This is a genomic window from Chryseobacterium sp. MMS23-Vi53, from assembly GCF_047651245.1.
Classification (GTDB): domain Bacteria; phylum Bacteroidota; class Bacteroidia; order Flavobacteriales; family Weeksellaceae; genus Chryseobacterium.
This window is the reverse complement of record NZ_CP180265.1, coordinates 4,383,721-4,402,043: the sequence shown is the minus strand read 5'-3', so window position 1 is coordinate 4,402,043 and position 18,323 is coordinate 4,383,721. Positions and strand designations below refer to the sequence as shown.

At 35.7% G+C, this 18,323-nt stretch carries 13 protein-coding genes; all 13 read right to left on the bottom strand.

Annotated features, from left to right (window positions below):
* Positions 1-256: 256 nt before the first annotated feature.
* The 13 genes from guaA to ACKX2A_RS19525 all read right to left on the bottom strand — a co-directional run bounded on the left by guaA (position 257) and on the right by ACKX2A_RS19525 (position 18,320).
* Positions 257-1,786 carry a glutamine-hydrolyzing GMP synthase gene (gene guaA, locus ACKX2A_RS19585; RefSeq protein ID WP_415326658.1) on the bottom strand — a complete coding sequence of 510 codons (1,530 nt, stop codon included), beginning with the start codon at positions 1,784-1,786 and terminating at the stop codon, positions 257-259.
* A gap of 331 nt (positions 1,787-2,117) precedes the next feature.
* A complete protein-coding gene (purD, locus tag ACKX2A_RS19580; protein ID WP_415326656.1) occupies positions 2,118-3,356 on the bottom strand; it encodes a phosphoribosylamine--glycine ligase in 1,239 nt (412 codons plus the stop codon).
* Between the two features lie 245 nt (positions 3,357-3,601).
* Positions 3,602-5,119, bottom strand: coding sequence for a bifunctional phosphoribosylaminoimidazolecarboxamide formyltransferase/IMP cyclohydrolase (purH, locus tag ACKX2A_RS19575; RefSeq protein ID WP_415326655.1), 1,518 nt, complete (start codon positions 5,117-5,119; stop codon positions 3,602-3,604).
* Positions 5,120-5,384: 265 nt separating this feature from the next.
* Positions 5,385-5,957: a phosphoribosylglycinamide formyltransferase gene (gene purN / locus ACKX2A_RS19570; protein ID WP_415326653.1), complete on the bottom strand. Its 573-nt coding sequence runs from the start codon at positions 5,955-5,957 to the stop codon at positions 5,385-5,387.
* A gap of 81 nt (positions 5,958-6,038) precedes the next feature.
* The gene (purM, locus tag ACKX2A_RS19565; RefSeq protein WP_415326652.1) at positions 6,039-7,031 is read right to left on the bottom strand and encodes a phosphoribosylformylglycinamidine cyclo-ligase; all 993 of its coding nucleotides are present in this window, start codon (positions 7,029-7,031) and stop codon (positions 6,039-6,041) included.
* Positions 7,032-7,299: 268 nt separating this feature from the next.
* A complete protein-coding gene (locus ACKX2A_RS19560) occupies positions 7,300-7,851 on the bottom strand; it encodes an NADPH-dependent FMN reductase (RefSeq protein WP_415326650.1) in 552 nt (183 codons plus the stop codon).
* Between the two features lie 190 nt (positions 7,852-8,041).
* The gene (locus ACKX2A_RS19555) at positions 8,042-8,770 is read right to left on the bottom strand and encodes a pirin family protein (RefSeq protein WP_415326648.1); all 729 of its coding nucleotides are present in this window, start codon (positions 8,768-8,770) and stop codon (positions 8,042-8,044) included.
* Between the two features lie 254 nt (positions 8,771-9,024).
* Positions 9,025-10,407 (bottom strand): MFS transporter, encoded by a 1,383-nt coding sequence (locus ACKX2A_RS19550; RefSeq protein ID WP_415326647.1) that lies wholly within the window; start codon positions 10,405-10,407, stop codon positions 9,025-9,027.
* 4 nt (positions 10,408-10,411) lie between these two features.
* Complete coding sequence (locus ACKX2A_RS19545) at positions 10,412-10,927, bottom strand: nuclear transport factor 2 family protein (protein WP_415326645.1); 516 nt, start codon at positions 10,925-10,927, stop codon at positions 10,412-10,414.
* A gap of 207 nt (positions 10,928-11,134) precedes the next feature.
* The gene (locus tag ACKX2A_RS19540) at positions 11,135-12,991 is read right to left on the bottom strand and encodes a glycoside hydrolase family 13 protein (RefSeq protein WP_415326644.1); all 1,857 of its coding nucleotides are present in this window, start codon (positions 12,989-12,991) and stop codon (positions 11,135-11,137) included.
* A gap of 447 nt (positions 12,992-13,438) precedes the next feature.
* On the bottom strand, positions 13,439-15,598 hold the full coding sequence (locus ACKX2A_RS19535) for a glycoside hydrolase family 97 protein (protein ID WP_415326643.1): 2,160 nt from the start codon (positions 15,596-15,598) through the stop codon (positions 13,439-13,441).
* A gap of 83 nt (positions 15,599-15,681) precedes the next feature.
* Complete coding sequence (locus ACKX2A_RS19530; protein ID WP_415326642.1) at positions 15,682-16,749, bottom strand: SusF/SusE family outer membrane protein; 1,068 nt, start codon at positions 16,747-16,749, stop codon at positions 15,682-15,684.
* An 11-nt stretch (positions 16,750-16,760) separates the two neighbouring features.
* On the bottom strand, positions 16,761-18,320 hold the full coding sequence (locus tag ACKX2A_RS19525) for a RagB/SusD family nutrient uptake outer membrane protein (protein WP_415326641.1): 1,560 nt from the start codon (positions 18,318-18,320) through the stop codon (positions 16,761-16,763).
* Positions 18,321-18,323: the final 3 nt, after the last annotated feature.

Sequence of the window (18,323 nt, the reverse complement as noted above, 5' to 3'; positions counted from 1 at the left end):
ATCAATTGAACGTCTGTCTTTATCCTGCTGCTTTTTCTTAAAGTTAATTTTTTTAACTAATTTATAAATCGGTTTTTCTTAATGCAAACTTACCATTGAAGCGACATCCTTTTTGGTTGCGGTTGGAGCGAAGCGAAAACCGTAACCAAAAAGATACAGCGGAAAGCAGGAAATAGCTTCAAATAAAAATAAATTAATTAAAAAACAAAAAAATCCCGCCCAAAGGCAGGATTTATATGTAAAATTCAAGTCAAAATTATTCCCACTCGATGGTTGCAGGTGGTTTGCTCGAAATATCATAAGCTACTCTGTTGATCCCTCTTACTTCGTTGATGATTCTGCTTGAAACAGTATCTAAAAACTCGTAAGGAAGTCTGCTCCAGGTTGCTGTCATGAAGTCAATCGTATTTGCAGAACGAACAACTGCTGTGTATTCGTATGTTCTTTCATCACCCATAACTCCAACAGATTTTACCGGAAGAAGCACCACAAAAGCCTGAGAAACTTTTTCATACAAATCGTTTTTGTACAATTCTTCGATGAAAATATCGTCAGCTTCCTGTAAAATTCTTACTTTTTCAGCGTCAACAGCTCCTAAAATTCTGATTCCCAAACCAGGACCAGGGAAAGGATGTCTGTGTACCAAGTGATGAGGAATTCCCAACTCTTCCCCTACTTTTCTTACTTCATCTTTAAATAATTCTCTCAAAGGCTCAAGCAATTCAAACTCCATTTCTTCCGGAAGTCCACCAACGTTGTGGTGAGATTTGATCACCGCAGAAGGCCCGTTTACTGACTGACTTTCAATTACATCAGGATAAATTGTTCCCTGAGCTAAGAATTTAGCACCTTCAATTTTATGAGATTCTTCATCAAAAACGTGAATAAATTCGTTTCCGATGATTTTTCTTTTTGCTTCCGGATCATCCACTCCTGCTAATTTTGATAAAAATCTTTCAGAAGCATCAACCAATTTAATGTTCATATGAAAATGCTCTCCATAATTGTCCATTACTTTTTTGCCTTCGTCTTTTCTTAACAACCCTGTATCTACGAAAATACAAGTCAATTGATCTCCGATTGCTCTGTGAATTAAAACCGCTGCAACAGATGAATCTACCCCTCCAGAAAGTCCTAGAATAACCTTTTGGTCGCCTACTCTTTCACGGATTTCTGCAACTGTTTTATCAATATAGTTTGTAAGTTTCCAATTTTTCTCAGCATCACAAATTCCGAAAACGAAATTTTCCAACATTTTTCCGCCTTCTTCAGTATGAGAAACTTCAGGGTGGAACTGTACGCAGAAGATTTTCTTTTCTTCATTCGACATGGAAGCAATAACTCCAGATGTTGCATTTAATTCAAATCCTGCAGGCAATTCTCCAACTTCATCAAAGTGGCTCATCCAAACAACAGAATTGTTGGTAACACCTTTTAATAAAGAAGATTCTTTTACGATTTCTAAATGCGCTTTTCCATACTCTCCTTTTACGCCTTTATGAACTTTTCCGCCCAAAAGGTGTGCTGTTAATTGCATTCCGTAGCAAATTCCCAATACAGGAATTCCTTGTTCGTACAATTCTTTTTCAACCAAATGAGCGTTTTCTGCGTTTACAGAACTTGGTCCACCTGAAAGGATAATTCCTCTCGGCTGTTTTTCTAAAATTGTTTCTAATGGTGTATTGAAAGGCAAAATTTCAGAATATACACCCATCTCACGGATTCTTCTTCCGATAAGCTGGTTGTACTGTGATCCGAAATCTAATATGATAATACCGTTGTTCATTTTTATAATTGATAAATGATGATTGATAATGATGAGTTTTTAATTGTTTTAAACCTTAAAAGAATGTTTGTCATTCCGTAGGAATCTAAGCTCTTTAAATTTTTATCATTGCAGTAGAGATTCCTACAGAATGACAAAAATTGGTTTTACTTTAAATCAAATTTAACTCTAATATTTTTTAATTTAATCTTTAAGTTTTGGCTAAAGCCAATTCGATTTCTATTTTCATTAATCGGGCTAAAGCCCGATCCTATTGATGGAAACCTTTTCAATAATAAATTTTTTACAAAAAAAGACCTGGATTTCTCCAAATCTTTTTTCGTGATTTATTTTAAAACTTTCCGATGTCTTCTCTGTAGAAGCCGTAATCGAAATGTACATGACTTGCATCTTCGTAAACTTTCTTACGGGCATCTTCGTAAGTTGCTCCTGTAGCCACGATGTTTAAAACTCTACCACCGTTTGAAACTACTTTGTCACCTTTTCTGATTGCTCCTGCGTATAAAAGTTTGCTGTGTTTCAATTTATCTTCACCCACGATTTCGAAACCAGTTTCGATGTTTCTCGGGTAACCTCCTGAACACATTACAAGGCAAACTGCTTTTTCGTCTTTAAACTTAAGTTCGATATCTTTTCCTTCCATACAGTCATTAATAACGTCTAAAAGATTGTTTTCCATTAAAGCCATTAATACCTGAGTTTCAGGATCTCCGAATCTCATGTTATATTCTAGAAGGTAAGTTCCGTTCTTCGTAATCATTAATCCGAAGAAAATAATTCCTTTAAAGCTGAAACCTTCACCTTTAAGACCTTTTACTGTCGGTTCTAAGATATTTTTCTCGAAATCAGCATAGTGCTCCTGAGTAAATTCCGGGCTTGGAGCCACAGTTCCCATACCTCCTGTATTTGGACCTGTATCACCGTTTCCAGCTTTTTTATAATCTTTTGCAGCTACACAAGGGAATAATTTTTCACCGTTTGAGAATGCAATAATTGAAGCTTCAAAACCTTCTAAATATTCCTCGATAACTAAACGAATTCCGGCATCTCCATAAATTCTTCTGATCATGAAATCATGGATTGTAGCTTCAGCTTCTTCCAAAGTATCGCAAATTACAACACCTTTTCCACCAGCTAAACCACTTGCCTTCACTACTAAAGGAAACTGTTGCGTCTGAACATATTCTTTAGCTTCGTTATATGAATCAAATACCACAGCTTTTGCTGTTTTGATATCATAGGTCTGCATAAACTTCTTAGAGAAAGCCTTACTTCCTTCCAAGCTAGCTACTTTTTGATTCGGACCGAAAACTTTAAGATCGTGCTTCTTGAATTCATCCTTCAAACCAGCTACAAGCGGTGCTTCAGGACCAACGATCGTTAAGTCTACCTTTTCTTTGATCGCAAAATCCCTAAGTTCTTTAATCTCTGATAAATGAACATTTTTTCCTATTACATCAGTGGTAGCGTTTCCGTTGGCGAAAAACATTTTAGAAATTCTTGAGTCATTCTGAAGTTTTGCTGCCAAAGCAGATTCTCTTCCACCTTCACCTATGATTAATATTCTCATACTTTATTTATTATCTAGTCTAATTTTACAAATATATAATTTTGAATGCTATAAATACAATCTCAAAATATAATTTCCGGATGTATGCATTAAATCTCAATAAAAAATTTTAACGCAAAGTCCGCTAAGCTTTTTTATTAACTAACTGTTTTTAAGTTTGCAAAGGCGCTAACACTCAGCAAAGATTGAAAAGCAATTTATCCTAAATTACAGATTTTCACCTATAATTTTTAATTTAAATTTAATTAATGTAAAAAATGTCTAATTCCTGTAAACATCATCGGGATTTTGTGCTCATTGGCTGCCTCGATGCTGTCCTGATCTTTTACACTTCCACCCGGCTGAATAATTGCCGTAATGCCTTCCTGAGCGCAGAAATCTACCACATCACGGAAAGGGAAAAATGCATCAGAAGCCAAAACTAGGTCTCCAGTAAATTTTTCTTTAGCTCTTTCAATCGCCTGTTGAGTTGCCCAGATTCTGTTTACCTGTCCACCTCCGATTCCAAAAGCCTGAATTCCGTTGGAAACTACAATTGCATTAGATTTTACATATTTTACTACTCTTTGAGAGAATAATAATGCTTTTTTCTGCTCTTCTGTAGGCTGAGTTTCAGTTACGACTTTAATATCATCAGAGAAGATACTGTCATTGTCCTGAACCAAGATTCCACCGTCGATTTTCACCCAAGTCTGCTTATCAGAAACAGGGTTTACAATTTTTATAATTCTTAAATTCTTTTTCTTTCTTAAAATTTCTAAAGCTTCTTCGTCAAATTCAGGAGCCATAACGATTTCAAGGAAAGTTTTATTTAATTCTTCTGCTGTTGCTGCGTCGATTTTGTAGTTCATTGCAACAATTCCGCCAAAGATTGAAACCGGATCACATTCGAAAGTTTTTTGGTATGTTTCCAACGCTGAAGTTCCGATCGCAACTCCACAAGGTGTAGAGTGTTTTACTGCACAACAAGCCATTTCTTCTTTGAATTCAGTTACTACTTTCCAGCAAAGATCCATATCACGAAGGTTATTGAAAGACAATTCTTTACCTCCCAATTGCTCGAAATCTTTCATTGCCCCGTTTTCGAAAGTAGAAACGTAGTAAGCTGCCGTCTGATGTGGGTTTTCACCATATCTAAGGTCAGAAACTTTTTTGTAAGATGCATTCAGATAAGTTGGATAATCCTCTTCCAAAAGCATTCTTGAAATCGCAGCATCATAAGCAGAAGTAAGGTTGAATACTTTTCCTGCCAATTTTTTACGAGTTTCGATGTACGTGTCACCGTTTTGCTCCATTTCGATTTTTACGGCTGCGTAATCTTCAACATCAGTAATTACCGTTACAGAATCAAAGTTTTTCGCTGCAGAACGAAGCATTGAAGGACCTCCAATATCGATGAATTCTACCTTTTCGTGAAGAGAAATGTCTTTGTTTACATTTTCGAAGAAAGGATAAAGATTCACGATTACCATGTCAATCAGACCAATTCCATGTTCCTGAACTGTTTTCATGTGTTCTTCATTTGAACGAACCGCCAACAAACCACCGTGAACTTTCGGGTGTAATGTTTTCACTCTTCCGTCCAACATTTCAGGGAAATTGGTAACCTCATCAATCTGAATTGGATTTAAACCAGCGTCTTTCAAATGTTTGAATGTCCCTCCTGTAGAAATCAATTCATAATTTTGGGCTTCCAAAAACTGTGCGAATTCGATTAATCCGCTTTTGTCTGAAACACTGATTAAAACTCTTTTTTTGCTCATTTTACTTTCGATTTTTTGTAATAATTGTTCTTGATCTAAATTATTCTTTCTGAACTCTTTTTAATCAAGAACTTTTACTTTCAATTTTACTTTTTACAGCTATTTCAAACTGTAGATCGGTTCTTTCACCTCCGATCTTATTTACTTTTACTTAGATTTTCTTGTTTTTCGAAATATTTAAAATCTAAATGTGTCTTTAAATTAATGTAACAATGTATCAGTTTAGCAATATAACAATCCTTTTTATTGATAAGTTGCTAGATTACTAGATTGATATATTATTTAGTACCTTATTAATTGCTATTGGAAAAATTTCATATTCAATTAAATGAACTTTTTCTGCTACAGTTTCGGGAGTATCATTTTCTTTGACTTCGAATGATTTTTGAAGAATGGCTTCTCCTTCGTCGATTCCAGGTGTTACAAAATGTACGGTTGCTCCGCTTTCTTTTTCTTTGGCTTCAATCACCGCGTTGTGAACGTGATGTCCCCACATTCCTTTTCCTCCGAATTTCGGAAGCAATGCCGGGTGAATGTTGATTATTTTCCCAACCCAATTTTCACAAAACTCAGGTTTTAGAATGGATAAAAATCCTGCCAATACAATTAAGTCTGTATTTTCCGGGATGATTTTAGCCAATTCGCTGCTGAAGTTTTTTCCTCTCGGAATCAGAACGTTGTCTATGTTATGATTTTTTGCTCTTTCAAGTCCGTAACATTCTCTGTCGGCAACGACCAAAGATACTTTTGCATTCTGGATTTCTCCATTATCAATGGTATCAATGATTCTCTGAAGGTTTGTTCCTGAACCTGAAACGAGTATAACTAAGTTTTTCATAAATTAATGTAGCAATGTATCAGTTTAACAATGTAACAATCTTTTTAAATTGATAAGCTGTTACGTTGTTATATTGGTACATTAAAATGATAATTTTATTTTTTCGCTTCCTTCTGTGATTTCTCCGATTTCGTAAGCATCATCCAAAAGGTGCAATACTTTTTCTGCGTGTTCTGCATCTACAACTACGATCATTCCGACACCCATATTGAATGTTCCGAACATCTCTTCACGAGCTACTCCACCTCTTTTTTCCAATTCCAACATAATGCTTGGAATCTGGATTTTTGAAGCGTCGATTGTCGCACAAAGTCCGTCACCGATAATTCTTGGGATGTTTTCGTACAATCCACCTCCGGTGATGTGAGCAATACCGCAAACTTTAACTTCTTCAAGAACTTTGTGAATATCTTTATAATATAGTCTTGTTGGAACCAAAAGTGTTTCGTACAAAGGTTTTCCTTCAAATTCTTCATTAAAATCAGGGAATACTTTTCTTACCAATGAGAATCCGTTTGAGTGGAAACCTGAGCTTGGCAATGCAATGATTTTATTACCTGCTTTAATTCCTGAACCGTCAATAATCTGATCTTTTTCTACGATTCCTACGCAGAATCCGGCAACATCATAATCTCCAGGCTGGTACATTCCCGGCATTTCAGCAGTTTCGCCACCGATTAATGCGCAGTTGTTGTCTTTACAAGCTTCTACCATTCCTAAAACGATCTCAGCAGCGATTTCTGAATCCAGTTTTCCACAAGCTAAATAATCAAGGAAAAACAATGGTTTCGCGCCGTGACAAAGGATATCGTTCGCACACATTGCGAAGCAGTCTACCCCGATAGAATCATATTTTTTTGAGTCTAAAGCTACTTTAAGCTTCGTTCCCACACCGTCTGTTCCTGAAACCAAAACAGGATTTTTGTATCCTCCGATTTCATAGAAAGCTCCGAAACTTCCCAAATGATTCAGTACATTGGAGTTGTGTGTTTCGCCGACCGCTTTTTTGATCTTGTCAACCGTTTTGTATCCTTCTTCTTTGTCTACGCCCGCTGATTTGTAAGTGTTGCTCATAATATTAAAATAATCTAGCAATGCATCAGTTTATCAATGTAGCAATGCTTTTGTTGCATTGATAAATTGGTACATTTTACAGTTGTTTTTTATTTAAATTCAGAAAACAAAAAAGCCGACAATCTTGGTAGATTATCGGCCGTTATATTATCTCAGAATTTCAGAGTCCACAATATTCCCTTTCTTGGAAAAATATTGATTAAAGGAGGTCTGAATATTCATCTTTTTTCTTTTTGCAAAGATATTAATTTTAAGTTAATATTCAAATCTATTTTTCAAGGATAGATTCGATAGCAGAAATCTTTTGAATTTTCTCTCTTAATTCACTGTCTTTCTCTTCGTTAGAAATCTTATTAGCTTCTTTATCAAAATTATCATTAAAGAAAGGAAGCGTAAACGTATCTACAATATTTCCTCCGTGAAGCGGAAAACGTTTTTCTGCAGCTTCCAAAACTCCTAAACCACCTCTACCTCCGGGAGCTGTAGCCATCAACAACATTGGAACCTGATTCCAAACTGCTCTGTCTTTGATTCTTGAAGTCCAGTCGAACACATTTTTGAATGCTGTTGAATATGTTCCGTTGTGCTCTGAAAGTGAAATTAAAAGCAAGTCCGCTCCATCAATTTTTGCAGCAAAATCTTGAGCTTCCTGTGGAACTCCGCTCTCTGCCTCTCTTTGGTGTTTATAAATTGGCATTTCAAAATCGTTCATATCTACGATTTCCACTTCTGCATTTTCGATTAATGAAGCTGCATAAGAAACTAAAAGTTTATTGATTGACGTCTCGGAATTACTTCCTGCTATTGCTAAAATTTTCATTTATTTAATTGTTTTGTTTAAAATTATTTTTGTTGAACTACTTCATGGTTCGTTGATTTTGCCTATTTTTCTATGGGTTTCATTCAAGGCTATTCATATTGAACCACCTCGTGGTTCCCTCATTGAAATCATTTCATTTATTGTAATAAATCCTGTAATGATATCAATTTGACCCTGCAAAATTAGCCGTTTATTTCAAATAATCAGGTAATTCCATTGGAACTTCCATTAAAAGGATTTCTGTGTCTTCGGTTGCTTCGATGTTGAAACTTTGGGTGTCCCAGATTCCTAAACCATCTCTCTCATTTAAAATTCGGTCGCCAACTTTTGCGCTTCCTTTTAAAACAAAAGCATAAACACCGTTTCCTTTTTTATTTAATGTATAATTCTTGCCGTTTCCTTTGGTGAAATTAGCTAAATTAAACCAAGCATCTTGGTGAATCCAAACTCCGTCATCATTTTTATTTGGTGATAAAATCTGTTGGAATCCGTTGATTTTTTCCCCTTCTTTAATACTTTTCTGATCATATCTTGGTTCAACGTTTTCTTCTTTCGGAAAAATCCAGATTTGAAGAAATTTTACAGCTTCATCTTTATTTTTATTGTATTCGCTGTGCATTACACCTGTTCCTGCGCTCATCACCTGAATTTCACCTTTTTTGATAACAGCCGTTGTTCCCATCGAATCTTTATGTTCCAGATCGCCTTCCAAAGGAATGGAAATAATTTCCATGTTTTTGTGAGGATGTGTTCCGAAGCCCATTCCCTGAGAAACCGTGTCATCATTCAAAACTCTTAAGACACCAAAGTGTGTTCTTTCATGATTTTGATAATTTGCAAAACTGAATGTATGATAAGAATCTAACCAACCGTGATTGGCGTGACCTCTGGTATCTGCTTTATGATATACTGTTTTCATATTGTGATTATTTATGGTACAAATGTACGACGCACCAGTCGGGAAAATGTTGATGTAAGGTAAGAAAGGATTTGGTTTTAGTGTTTTAGTGTTTTAGTGTTTTAGTGTTTTAGTGTTTTAGTGTTTTAGTGTTTTAGTGCAAAATTAATGTTTAAGATCATTTCAGAAATGGTATAAAAATTAATAAAAAAAAAACGGATTGTTTCGAACCCGCTTTTTGAATATTTTGATTTTAAAATTTATTAAAATTCAATTTAAAAATGTACTTGCTGAATTTCTTCTTCAATTTCTTTTGGAGTATCATGTTCTGATTTAACAAAAAGCAACGTTAAAACTGCCCCTAAAAGCATACAAACACCTCCGACAACTACATAATCAATTGCCTGTTTGCCGAAAACCCCACTTACAATTGGTCCGCCAAAAACACCATTGATGATTTGTGGAATAACAATGAAAAAGTTGAAAATTCCCATATAAACTCCCATTTTCTTTTGTGGAATTGAATCAATCAGCATTGCATAAGGCATTGCCAAAATACTTGCCCATGCAAATCCTAATCCTACCATGGAAATCCAAAGATTATTGACATCTTTAATAAAATACATCGAGATCAAGCCCAAACCTCCACAAGCCAAAGCTAAAGCATGAGTTTGTTTTTTGCCTATAAATTTGGCAATTGGCGTTAAAGCAAAAGCAAAGAAAATTGCATAAAAATTATAACTTCCAAATAAACTTCCCGTTAAATCTCCGGCCTTATTAAACTCCGCAGAATGCGTATCATCCGGTGAAAGCCCAAAGTGGTGAGTTGCCAAAGCACTCGTTGTAAAAACCCACATTGTAAATAACGCAAACCAAGAGAAGAACTGAACAATTCCCAATTTTTTCATCTGGGAAGGAATATTATTAAAGTCTTTGAAAATATCAGAAAATTTAGACTTGTGCTCTGCTATTTCTTTACCATCTTCAAATGCTGCGAATTCTTCAGGTGAGTATTCTTTAGTTGTAATAATCGTATATAAAATTGATACAATTAAAACTGTTGCACCAATATAAAAAGCGTAAATCACATTATCTGCAACAAAACCTTTGGGAGCAGAGTTTGAAACACCCCATTTTGTAAGCCAATTGGGTAAATCCGAACCAATAACGGCTCCAATTCCAATTAAAATAGTCTGAACCGAAAAACCAATCGTCCCCTGATGTTTTGGCAACATATCTCCCACCAAAGCTCGGAAAGGCTCCATTGCAACATTGATTGAAGCGTCCATCATTGCTAAGAAAATTACTGCCAATAATAAAACATTTGCAGTCATCATTTGTGTTGCAGAAGCAGCATTGGGAAGCATTACCAAACCAATTGCGCACAAAATTGCACCAATTAAAAAGTATGGTTTTCTTCTACCAAGCGGACTCCAAGTATTGTCGCCCATGTGACCAATAATCGGCTGTACAATCAATCCTGTAATCGGCGCAACCAACCAAAACCATGATAATTCGTGAACATCTGCTCCGAAATTCGCCAAAATTCTACTCGCGTTTCCATTTTGCAGACCAAAAGCCATCTGAATTCCCAAAAACCCCATGCTCATGTTGATGATTTGAAGCATGGATAAATTTGGTTTTGTTTTTTTCGTCATCCTGTTATTTTGATTTTAATTGTTGAATTAAAGCATCTTCAATCGGAGTTTTTTCTACCACTACTTTGTCTACAACATCATTCGGAACGGTTACAGAAAGGACATACTGCTTTACTTTCCATTCTCCGTTGATTTTTTCGACCACTCCAGAGCCACGGCATATTTTCATTTGAGTGTCCAGCAGTTCATCGAACCAAGCCAACTTTGCATCTTTGCTGAAATAAATATTTCTTTTTAAGGATGTAAAATTCCAGGTTCTTTTCTTATCAAAATAAGGTTTTGCCCAAACCATGAATGCTTTTTTATCCCAAACTTCCGTAGCATCTGTTCCGATAAAAGTCGATTGGTCGGCGAAATAATTGAAATATGCAGTGTAATCTGCTTTTGCGGCAGCCAGGTTGAAACCATCAAGCATGGTTCCGATTTCAGTCTTTTCTTTCTCTAATTTTGATTGAGCCGAAACGGTTGTATAGCTCAACATAAATAAGATGAAAGCGAAGAATATTGTTGTTTTTTTCATATTTAATTTTGAATTTTCAAATTCTATTTTATATAAACCTCACAGGTTTTAAAAACGTGTGAGGTTTGTGATTATATCTGTTTTTTTTTTAACACAAAGAGCGCAAAAGTTTTCTTTGACTACTAAACTTTTTTAAGTTCACGAAGGCGTTTCACTTAACTTAGGTCACAAGGATTTGATTGTGAAAACATTTGTGTCATTTGTGTTTTAATTCAATTCAATTACCATCGATGTTTTTGCAGGAATTGTTAAACCATTTTGTAATGAAAATTCTTTGTCTGAAATGATATCTTTCCCTTTGGAAAATCCGTTCAGAGATTCTGCAAAGTGTTTTAAATCCAATGTTTGTTCTTTATCATTATTATTTAAAATAACCATTACGCTTTCTTTTTCATTGTATCTAAAATACACAAAAACATTATTCTGAGGAACGAAATTTTTAGTTTTTCCGGTATGAATTACATCTTTCCCCTTTCTCCAATTCAGCAGCTTCTGGGTCAACTGATAAAATTCCTTTTGTTCAGGCGTTTGTGTTGAAGGATTTAATGCATTTTGCTTATCCGATTTCCAGCCACCCGGAAAATCTCTTCGGATATCTGCATCACCACCTTTATTTTTGTCACCGCGCATTCCAACTTCAGAACCGTAATAGATTTGTGGAATTCCGCGAACCGTTGAAATAAGGGTTAGACCCAATTTATAAGCTTTCGGGTCATCATTAAAAATCTCATTCCATCTTTCGGTATCGTGATTTTCGAAGAAAACCATCACATTATTGATGTCAGGATACAGAAAATCGCTCGACAAGCTGTTGTAAATGCGATTCATTCCGTTATCCCATCCTTCTTTTTCCTTCACCGCTTTTGGCATACTTTCGTACAGCATAAAATCCATCACAGAAGGAAGATTGGAATTATAGTTCGCCGCCTCGCCCGTTTTGGAATTCTTCTGCCAAGCCGAAATATGTCCGGCAGTATACAGCCAGGTTTCGCCAACAATATTGAATTTCGGATACTCATCCGTAATTGCTTTTGCCCATTTTGCCATCGCTTCTTTATCGTTGTAAGGATACGTATCGACACGGAAACCACCCAATTCGGCGTATTCTATCCACCAGATAGCGTTTTGCGTTAAATATTTTAAAACTAAAGGATTTTTTTGATTGATATCGGGCATTGTCGTATCAAACCAGCCATCCAAAGCAGATTCTTTATCAATTTCAGAAGCATTGGTATCTACCTGGGTCGTAGTTTTGTAATTTGAACGCTTGAAACCGTTTTCCCCATCATTAAACCAGTGGATCCAGCTTTTTGTCGGAAGATCTTTAATCATCCAGTGCGAAATTCCCCAGTGATTGGTTACATAGTCCATCACCAGTTTCATATTTCTCTTGTTTAATTTTTGGGAAAGCTCCCTGTATTCTTCATTCGTTCCGTAACGTTCATCGATTTTGTACAAATCTGTCTGTGCATACCCATGATAAGAGTAGACTTTTTCATTGTCTTCATTCACCGGAGTAAGCCAGACGGATGTTGTCCCTAAATTCTGGATGTAATCTAAATTATTGATAATTCCGCGTAAATCTCCGCCGTGGCGTCCGTTTGGAAGGCTTCTGTTTGCTTTTTCCGTTAAATTTGGGCTGGAATCGTTTTTTTCGTCGCCATTTGCAAAACGGTCAGGCATAATTAAATACATTACATCTTTTGATGTAAAAGATTCTCTGTCGGCAGAATTTGGGTTTCTCTGTTTCAATTCATAAGTATAAGAACCTATATTTTTTTTGCCGTTTTTAATGTTGATCTTAAATTTCGGAACGTTGATTTCATTGGTATTCACGGTTACAAAAACATAGTTCGGATTTTCGACTTTTTGAATATCTTTAATCTGAACACCATCTGAAAGTTCAATCTGATTTTTCGCTATATCTTTTCCGTAAACTAAAATCTGAAGCTCCGGGTTTTTCATTCCTTTCCACCAGAATGCGGGCTCTACTTTATCTAAAGGTTTTTGGGAAAAGGCGATGACTGCTGTTGAAAGTGCGATAATCGTATATAATTTTTTCATTTTTTTGTTTTAATAATTTATTAAATATGTTCTTTATATTTTCTTTTAAAGCAAAGAGCGCTAAGTTTTTTTTTACTACTATTCTTTTTTAAGTTTGCAAAAGGCGTTTCACTCAGCAAATGATAGCAGAAATTATTGTTAAGTGATGTCTTTGATTAAATGAATATTTTACTTAATTGGTATTTAGATTAATTCATTTTATCTTCTTGATCTAAATTCAGATTGCTGTGAAAAAATTTTGTCTAGATTTTAAAGTTTTGACAAACTTTTTAGATGCGTACTTGCTCTTAGCCCCGATCGTAGCATTTGTTTGAGCTCATTTTTTTTGAATCGGCGCGGCGGCTTTGCCGCCGCGCCGATTCAAAAAAAATAGCGAGTGCGGAGAGCGGGAAATAGCTCCTAAAAAAATTTATTTACTATTTCAAACTCTTCACTCTCGCTAAAAGTTTATTTTACAGGCTTGATAGAAACAGCAAAACCACCGCTTCTTACCATCTTGAAATTGATCTTCGACTTGCTTGTAATCTCCTTTTTGTAGATGTTGTAGCTTTGAGGATTGTTGATGTAATCCGCATCTTTTCCATCTTCGTAGATCGTTGCTTCGTATTTCTGACCTTTGTTCAGGAAAGAGAAATCTACCGTGTAATCACGTTTGTTTTCGTCTGTAATACCTCCTACAAACCAGTTTTCGGTACCTTTTGCCTTTCTAGCAGTTACCACATAATCTCCCGGTTCAGCCGATAAGATTTTCGTATCGTCCCAATCTGCCGCTACATCCTTGATAAACTGGAATGCATCCATATGTTTTTTGTAGTTTTCAGGTAAATCTGCAGCCATCTGAAGAGGCATATACATCGTCACATACAACGCTAATTGTTTCGCCAAGGTTGTCTTCACAAAACGTGTATCTCCAGGGAAATAGTAATCTAATTTGGTCTGGAAAATTCCCGGTGTGTAGTCCATAGATCCCCCCATCCATCTTGTAAACGGAAGAATGGTCTGGTGATCCGGATTGTTCCCTCCGAATGCTTCGTACTCCGTTCCACGAGCTGCTTCTGCAGAAATATAGTTCGGATATGTGCGGCTTTCCCCCGTCGGACGTACAGATTCGTGAGAGTTTACCATGATTTTATACTCATTGGCTTTCTCAGCAATTCTATAGAAATGGTTGATCGTCCATTGAGAGTAATGATGTTCTCCTCTCGGAATGATGTCTCCCACATATCCTGTTTTCACTGCATCATACCCGTATTTGTTCATCAACTGGAATGCTTTGTCTGCCCATCTTTCATAATTCGTTGCCGAACCTGAAGTTTCGTGGTGCATAATTAGCTTAATTCCTTTTGAATGAGCATATTCATTTAACATTTTAATGTCAAAATCAGGGTAAGGTGTGATAAAATCGAAAACAAATTCTTTGGAATGACCAAACCAGTCTTCCCAACCGACATTCCAACCTTCAATCAATAAACCTTGGAAGCCGTTCTCAGCTGCGAAGTCGATGTATTCTTTAACTTTTGTATTATTGGCTGCATGTTTTCCGTTTGGTGTCAATTTAGAAAAATCTGTTACACCAAGACGAACGTTGGATTCCGGCTGACCGTAAGCCCACTGAGATTTTCCAATGATCATTTCCCACCAAACTCCCATATATTTTGTCGGGTGAATGTAAGACGTGTCTTTGTATTTTGTAGGTTCATTAAGATTAAAAATCATTTTTGAATCCATCACCGCTTCAGCTTTCGGTGCTACGATAATTGTTCTCCACGGCGTTACAGAAGGTGTCTGAATATATCCTTTCGCTCCCTGTCTGTCTGCAGTAAGGTGTGTTTTCAGCTTAAAATTCTGAGCATCCACTTCAAGGTGAGAAGCCGGATAATCCAATACTGCCGCTTCTGCTACGTTGATATATAAAGGTTCTTTCCCTTCTTTTTTCAACATTAAAGGAGACTGAACCGCATTTTTAATTAAAGTCTGAGAAGCGTTTGCATCTGCAGCCTCAGGCCATCTTGCAGGAATTTCAGAAACTTTGGTTTCCTGATATTTGTATTCCTGAGAATCGTAATCTGCAACGATCCACCAAGATTTCATATCTGTCGGGAAATCGAACTCAGAATCTTCTTCACGGATCGTGAAATAGTTTAAGTTTTTCTGTTGAGGAAATTCATATCTGAATCCTAATCCATCATTAAACAATCTAAATTTCACAACAATATTTCTCTCTGTAGAAGCCTGATTCAGCGTTACAGCCAACTCATTATAATTGTTGATATAGTTTTTCTTTTCTCCTAAAACAGGCTGCCAAGTTTCGTTTTTAGAATCTCTTTTTTCGTCTGTTTTTGTGAAACCGTTGTTAAGGTCAAATTTTACATCTTCAGGTTTTGCAATTTCTGATGCAAATTTTATCGAAGTATCCTTAAATAATCTCAATCCCAATTTAGAATCTTCCACTACTACATTCCCATTGTATTTAAGGTTGTAATATGGTACGCCTCCTTTCAACTGAAAATTCATTTCAAACTTCCCGTCCGGCGATTTTAAAGATTGTGCTTTAACACCCACAAACATCATTGAGAGCAAAACTGCTCCAACTGTAATTTTCTTCATAATGATTATCTATAAAACTTTAAAAATAAAGAAAGTGCTGCCGAAAAGCAACACTTTGCTATGTTATTTAATTTAATATTAATTTATTTTTTAATGAAAAGATATCTTCCGTCTAGATCATTAAAATAAACATCATAGTTACCCGCTTCATTTAAGGGAATATTAGAGCCTCCTAAAGCTGCAACGCCTGAAAACGGAGTACTACCACCCCAATTTGTACCCCAATCATTATTCGCTCTAAACTTAGCTTCTCCTGTTATAAGTGAAATATTAGTTATCTTCCATACGTGAGGATTGAAGGCAGATGCTGTCATATCCTGATCGCTATTCCATCCATCAGGCGTTGAAGAACCAATGATACCAATAGTTGGATAGACGGCTCCAGCGGTAGAAGATGTTAAAGAATAAGTTTTCGCATTAATATCGATTTCGAAGCTGTAGTATCCAGCTGTAGGTATGCTAAATACTGCAGGTTCATTAGTCCCATCCGGATTACTGGCAGAAACTCCACTTCCATTAACTCCCCACTGAGGATGCCAATCTCCAAGCTTTTCCAACAGTTTGAAAGAACCAGCAGTAAAATATCCTCTAAAGTAAAATTTATTTACATTACCGGGATCTCTGAAAAGAGCAGTATTATTATTGTTATTATTCCAGCCTGCTTCCGTTGCATCTCCTACTAGATATAGATTTTTCAGATTAACAAAAGGAGTTACCTTCAATGAAAGAATATTAGAATAATAATTTGCATTTTGACTGAAAGATGTTTTAAATCTTACCTCAACATCGGTCTGCTCTCCAGGCTTTGCCCCTAAAGCTATTAATAAATCATTAAAAGCTTTGTGTGTAAGCGTGGAAATAGCCGGATCTTTTGTTGTAGATACTGATTGAGACTTACTAAAATTTGTACCTTTAAGCCCTATCTCAACGAAATACTGAGGTACAACGTTAATATCAAACGTTGGAATAGTATATGAAAACTTTATAGCTTCTACTGCCGGTGTGGCATTATTAAGCACTAAAACACTCTTATCCGCAGAAATTTTCCCTGCTGAAACTTCATTCAAAACTATATTATCATCTTCACCTGCGCAGGAGAAAACAAATAAAAATAGCAATGAAGACAATAAAATTTTAAATATATTTTTCATTTTAATAAGAATTAATAACCAGGGTTTTGTGTTAAATTAGGATTAGATTGTAATGCTGAACTTGGAATCGGAAATACTTTATAGTTATCCGAAATTGAAGTTCCATTTTTCACACCACCTTTCCATGGCCATAAATATGTTCCTCCTGTAAATTTTCCAAATCTAATAAGATCCTGTCTTCTCATTCCTTCGAAATTCAATTCTCTGGCTCTTTCATCTAAAACTCCATCTAAATTTATTGATGTTAATGGTGTTGCTCCAGCTCTTACTCTTACAAGATTTACATAGTTTAATCCCTGAGATACTGTAGTTCCTATAGCACCTCTTAATGCACATTCAGCATACATTAAATAAACATCCGCCAATCTGAACAGAGGAAAATCTGTAGAAGAGAATTTGGTAGCCCCACCAATTCCATTAGAATCTTTATTCCAAAATTTATCTGATGGTAAACCATCTGACCACGCCTTATAATCATTCATTTCCCAATTATGTCCCTGAGTCCAAAAGAGTTTTGCTCTTTTATCGGAACTAGTCTGTAGATCTGCGATAGTGTTCCCAAATAATCCATACCACGCTTTAGTGGCTCTATGACCTGCCCAAGCTTCCAACGCTCCAAAATCAGAAGGAACCATAGTATCTGTACTTATACTACCATTTACCAAATAAGTTGTATTACCAAAACTCTGACTAGAAACCGCGTCAGCCAAGAGTGGAAAAATAATTTCTTTAGAAGTATTGTTATCAGAAGAGAAGTTTTTTCTGATATTAGATTCTAGTTGATAACCACCTTCGTTAATTATTTTATTAATATATACAGCAGCATCATTGTATCTGGCTGTTCCTGTATATACTTCTGCATTAAGATATAATTTTGCTAAAAGCATTCTAGTGCAAGATTTATTAGCCCTGCCATAAGAATTTGTAGTTGGCAAAGTAGATTCAATGGCTAATAGTTCGCTTTCAACATAATTAAAAAGATCTTTTCTTGAGCTTTCTTGTAACAATGTACTTGTATTAAAATTTTCATCCTTTACCAGTACCCCTTTTCCGAAAAGATCAATAAGATAATAATAAGATAACGCTCTTAAAAATCTTAATTCATCAACAACCTGATCTTTATTGGCATAATTCACTTGTCCGCTTTTCATAATGAGAATAAGATTTGTTGCCTGAGGAATTGTATAATATATTCTATCGTATACATACTTGAAGAATTTATTATTTGAAGTCCAATTTGAGGTTGTTGTTAATTGATCCAGCCCATTATCTCCCCATCTATTTTTCATATCATCAGCTGTAAAGTCCTGTAAATTTACCAAACCTCTTACAAAAGGAGATTCTCCAGGATCTGCTCCGGAAATATCTGATTTGTCCGGGCTTTCCACACTAGAAAGTGCAAAACTTGCATATAGTCTTGAAAGCAATCCCTCTACTGCATTTGGATCTGAAGCCAAAAGGTTTTCTAATGTTAATTCAACTTTTGGTTTAGTATCTAAATCATTTACACAAGCCGTATTTAAAGCTAAAAATGTAAGGAGAGCAAGTACTTTGTATTTAGTATTTTTCATTTT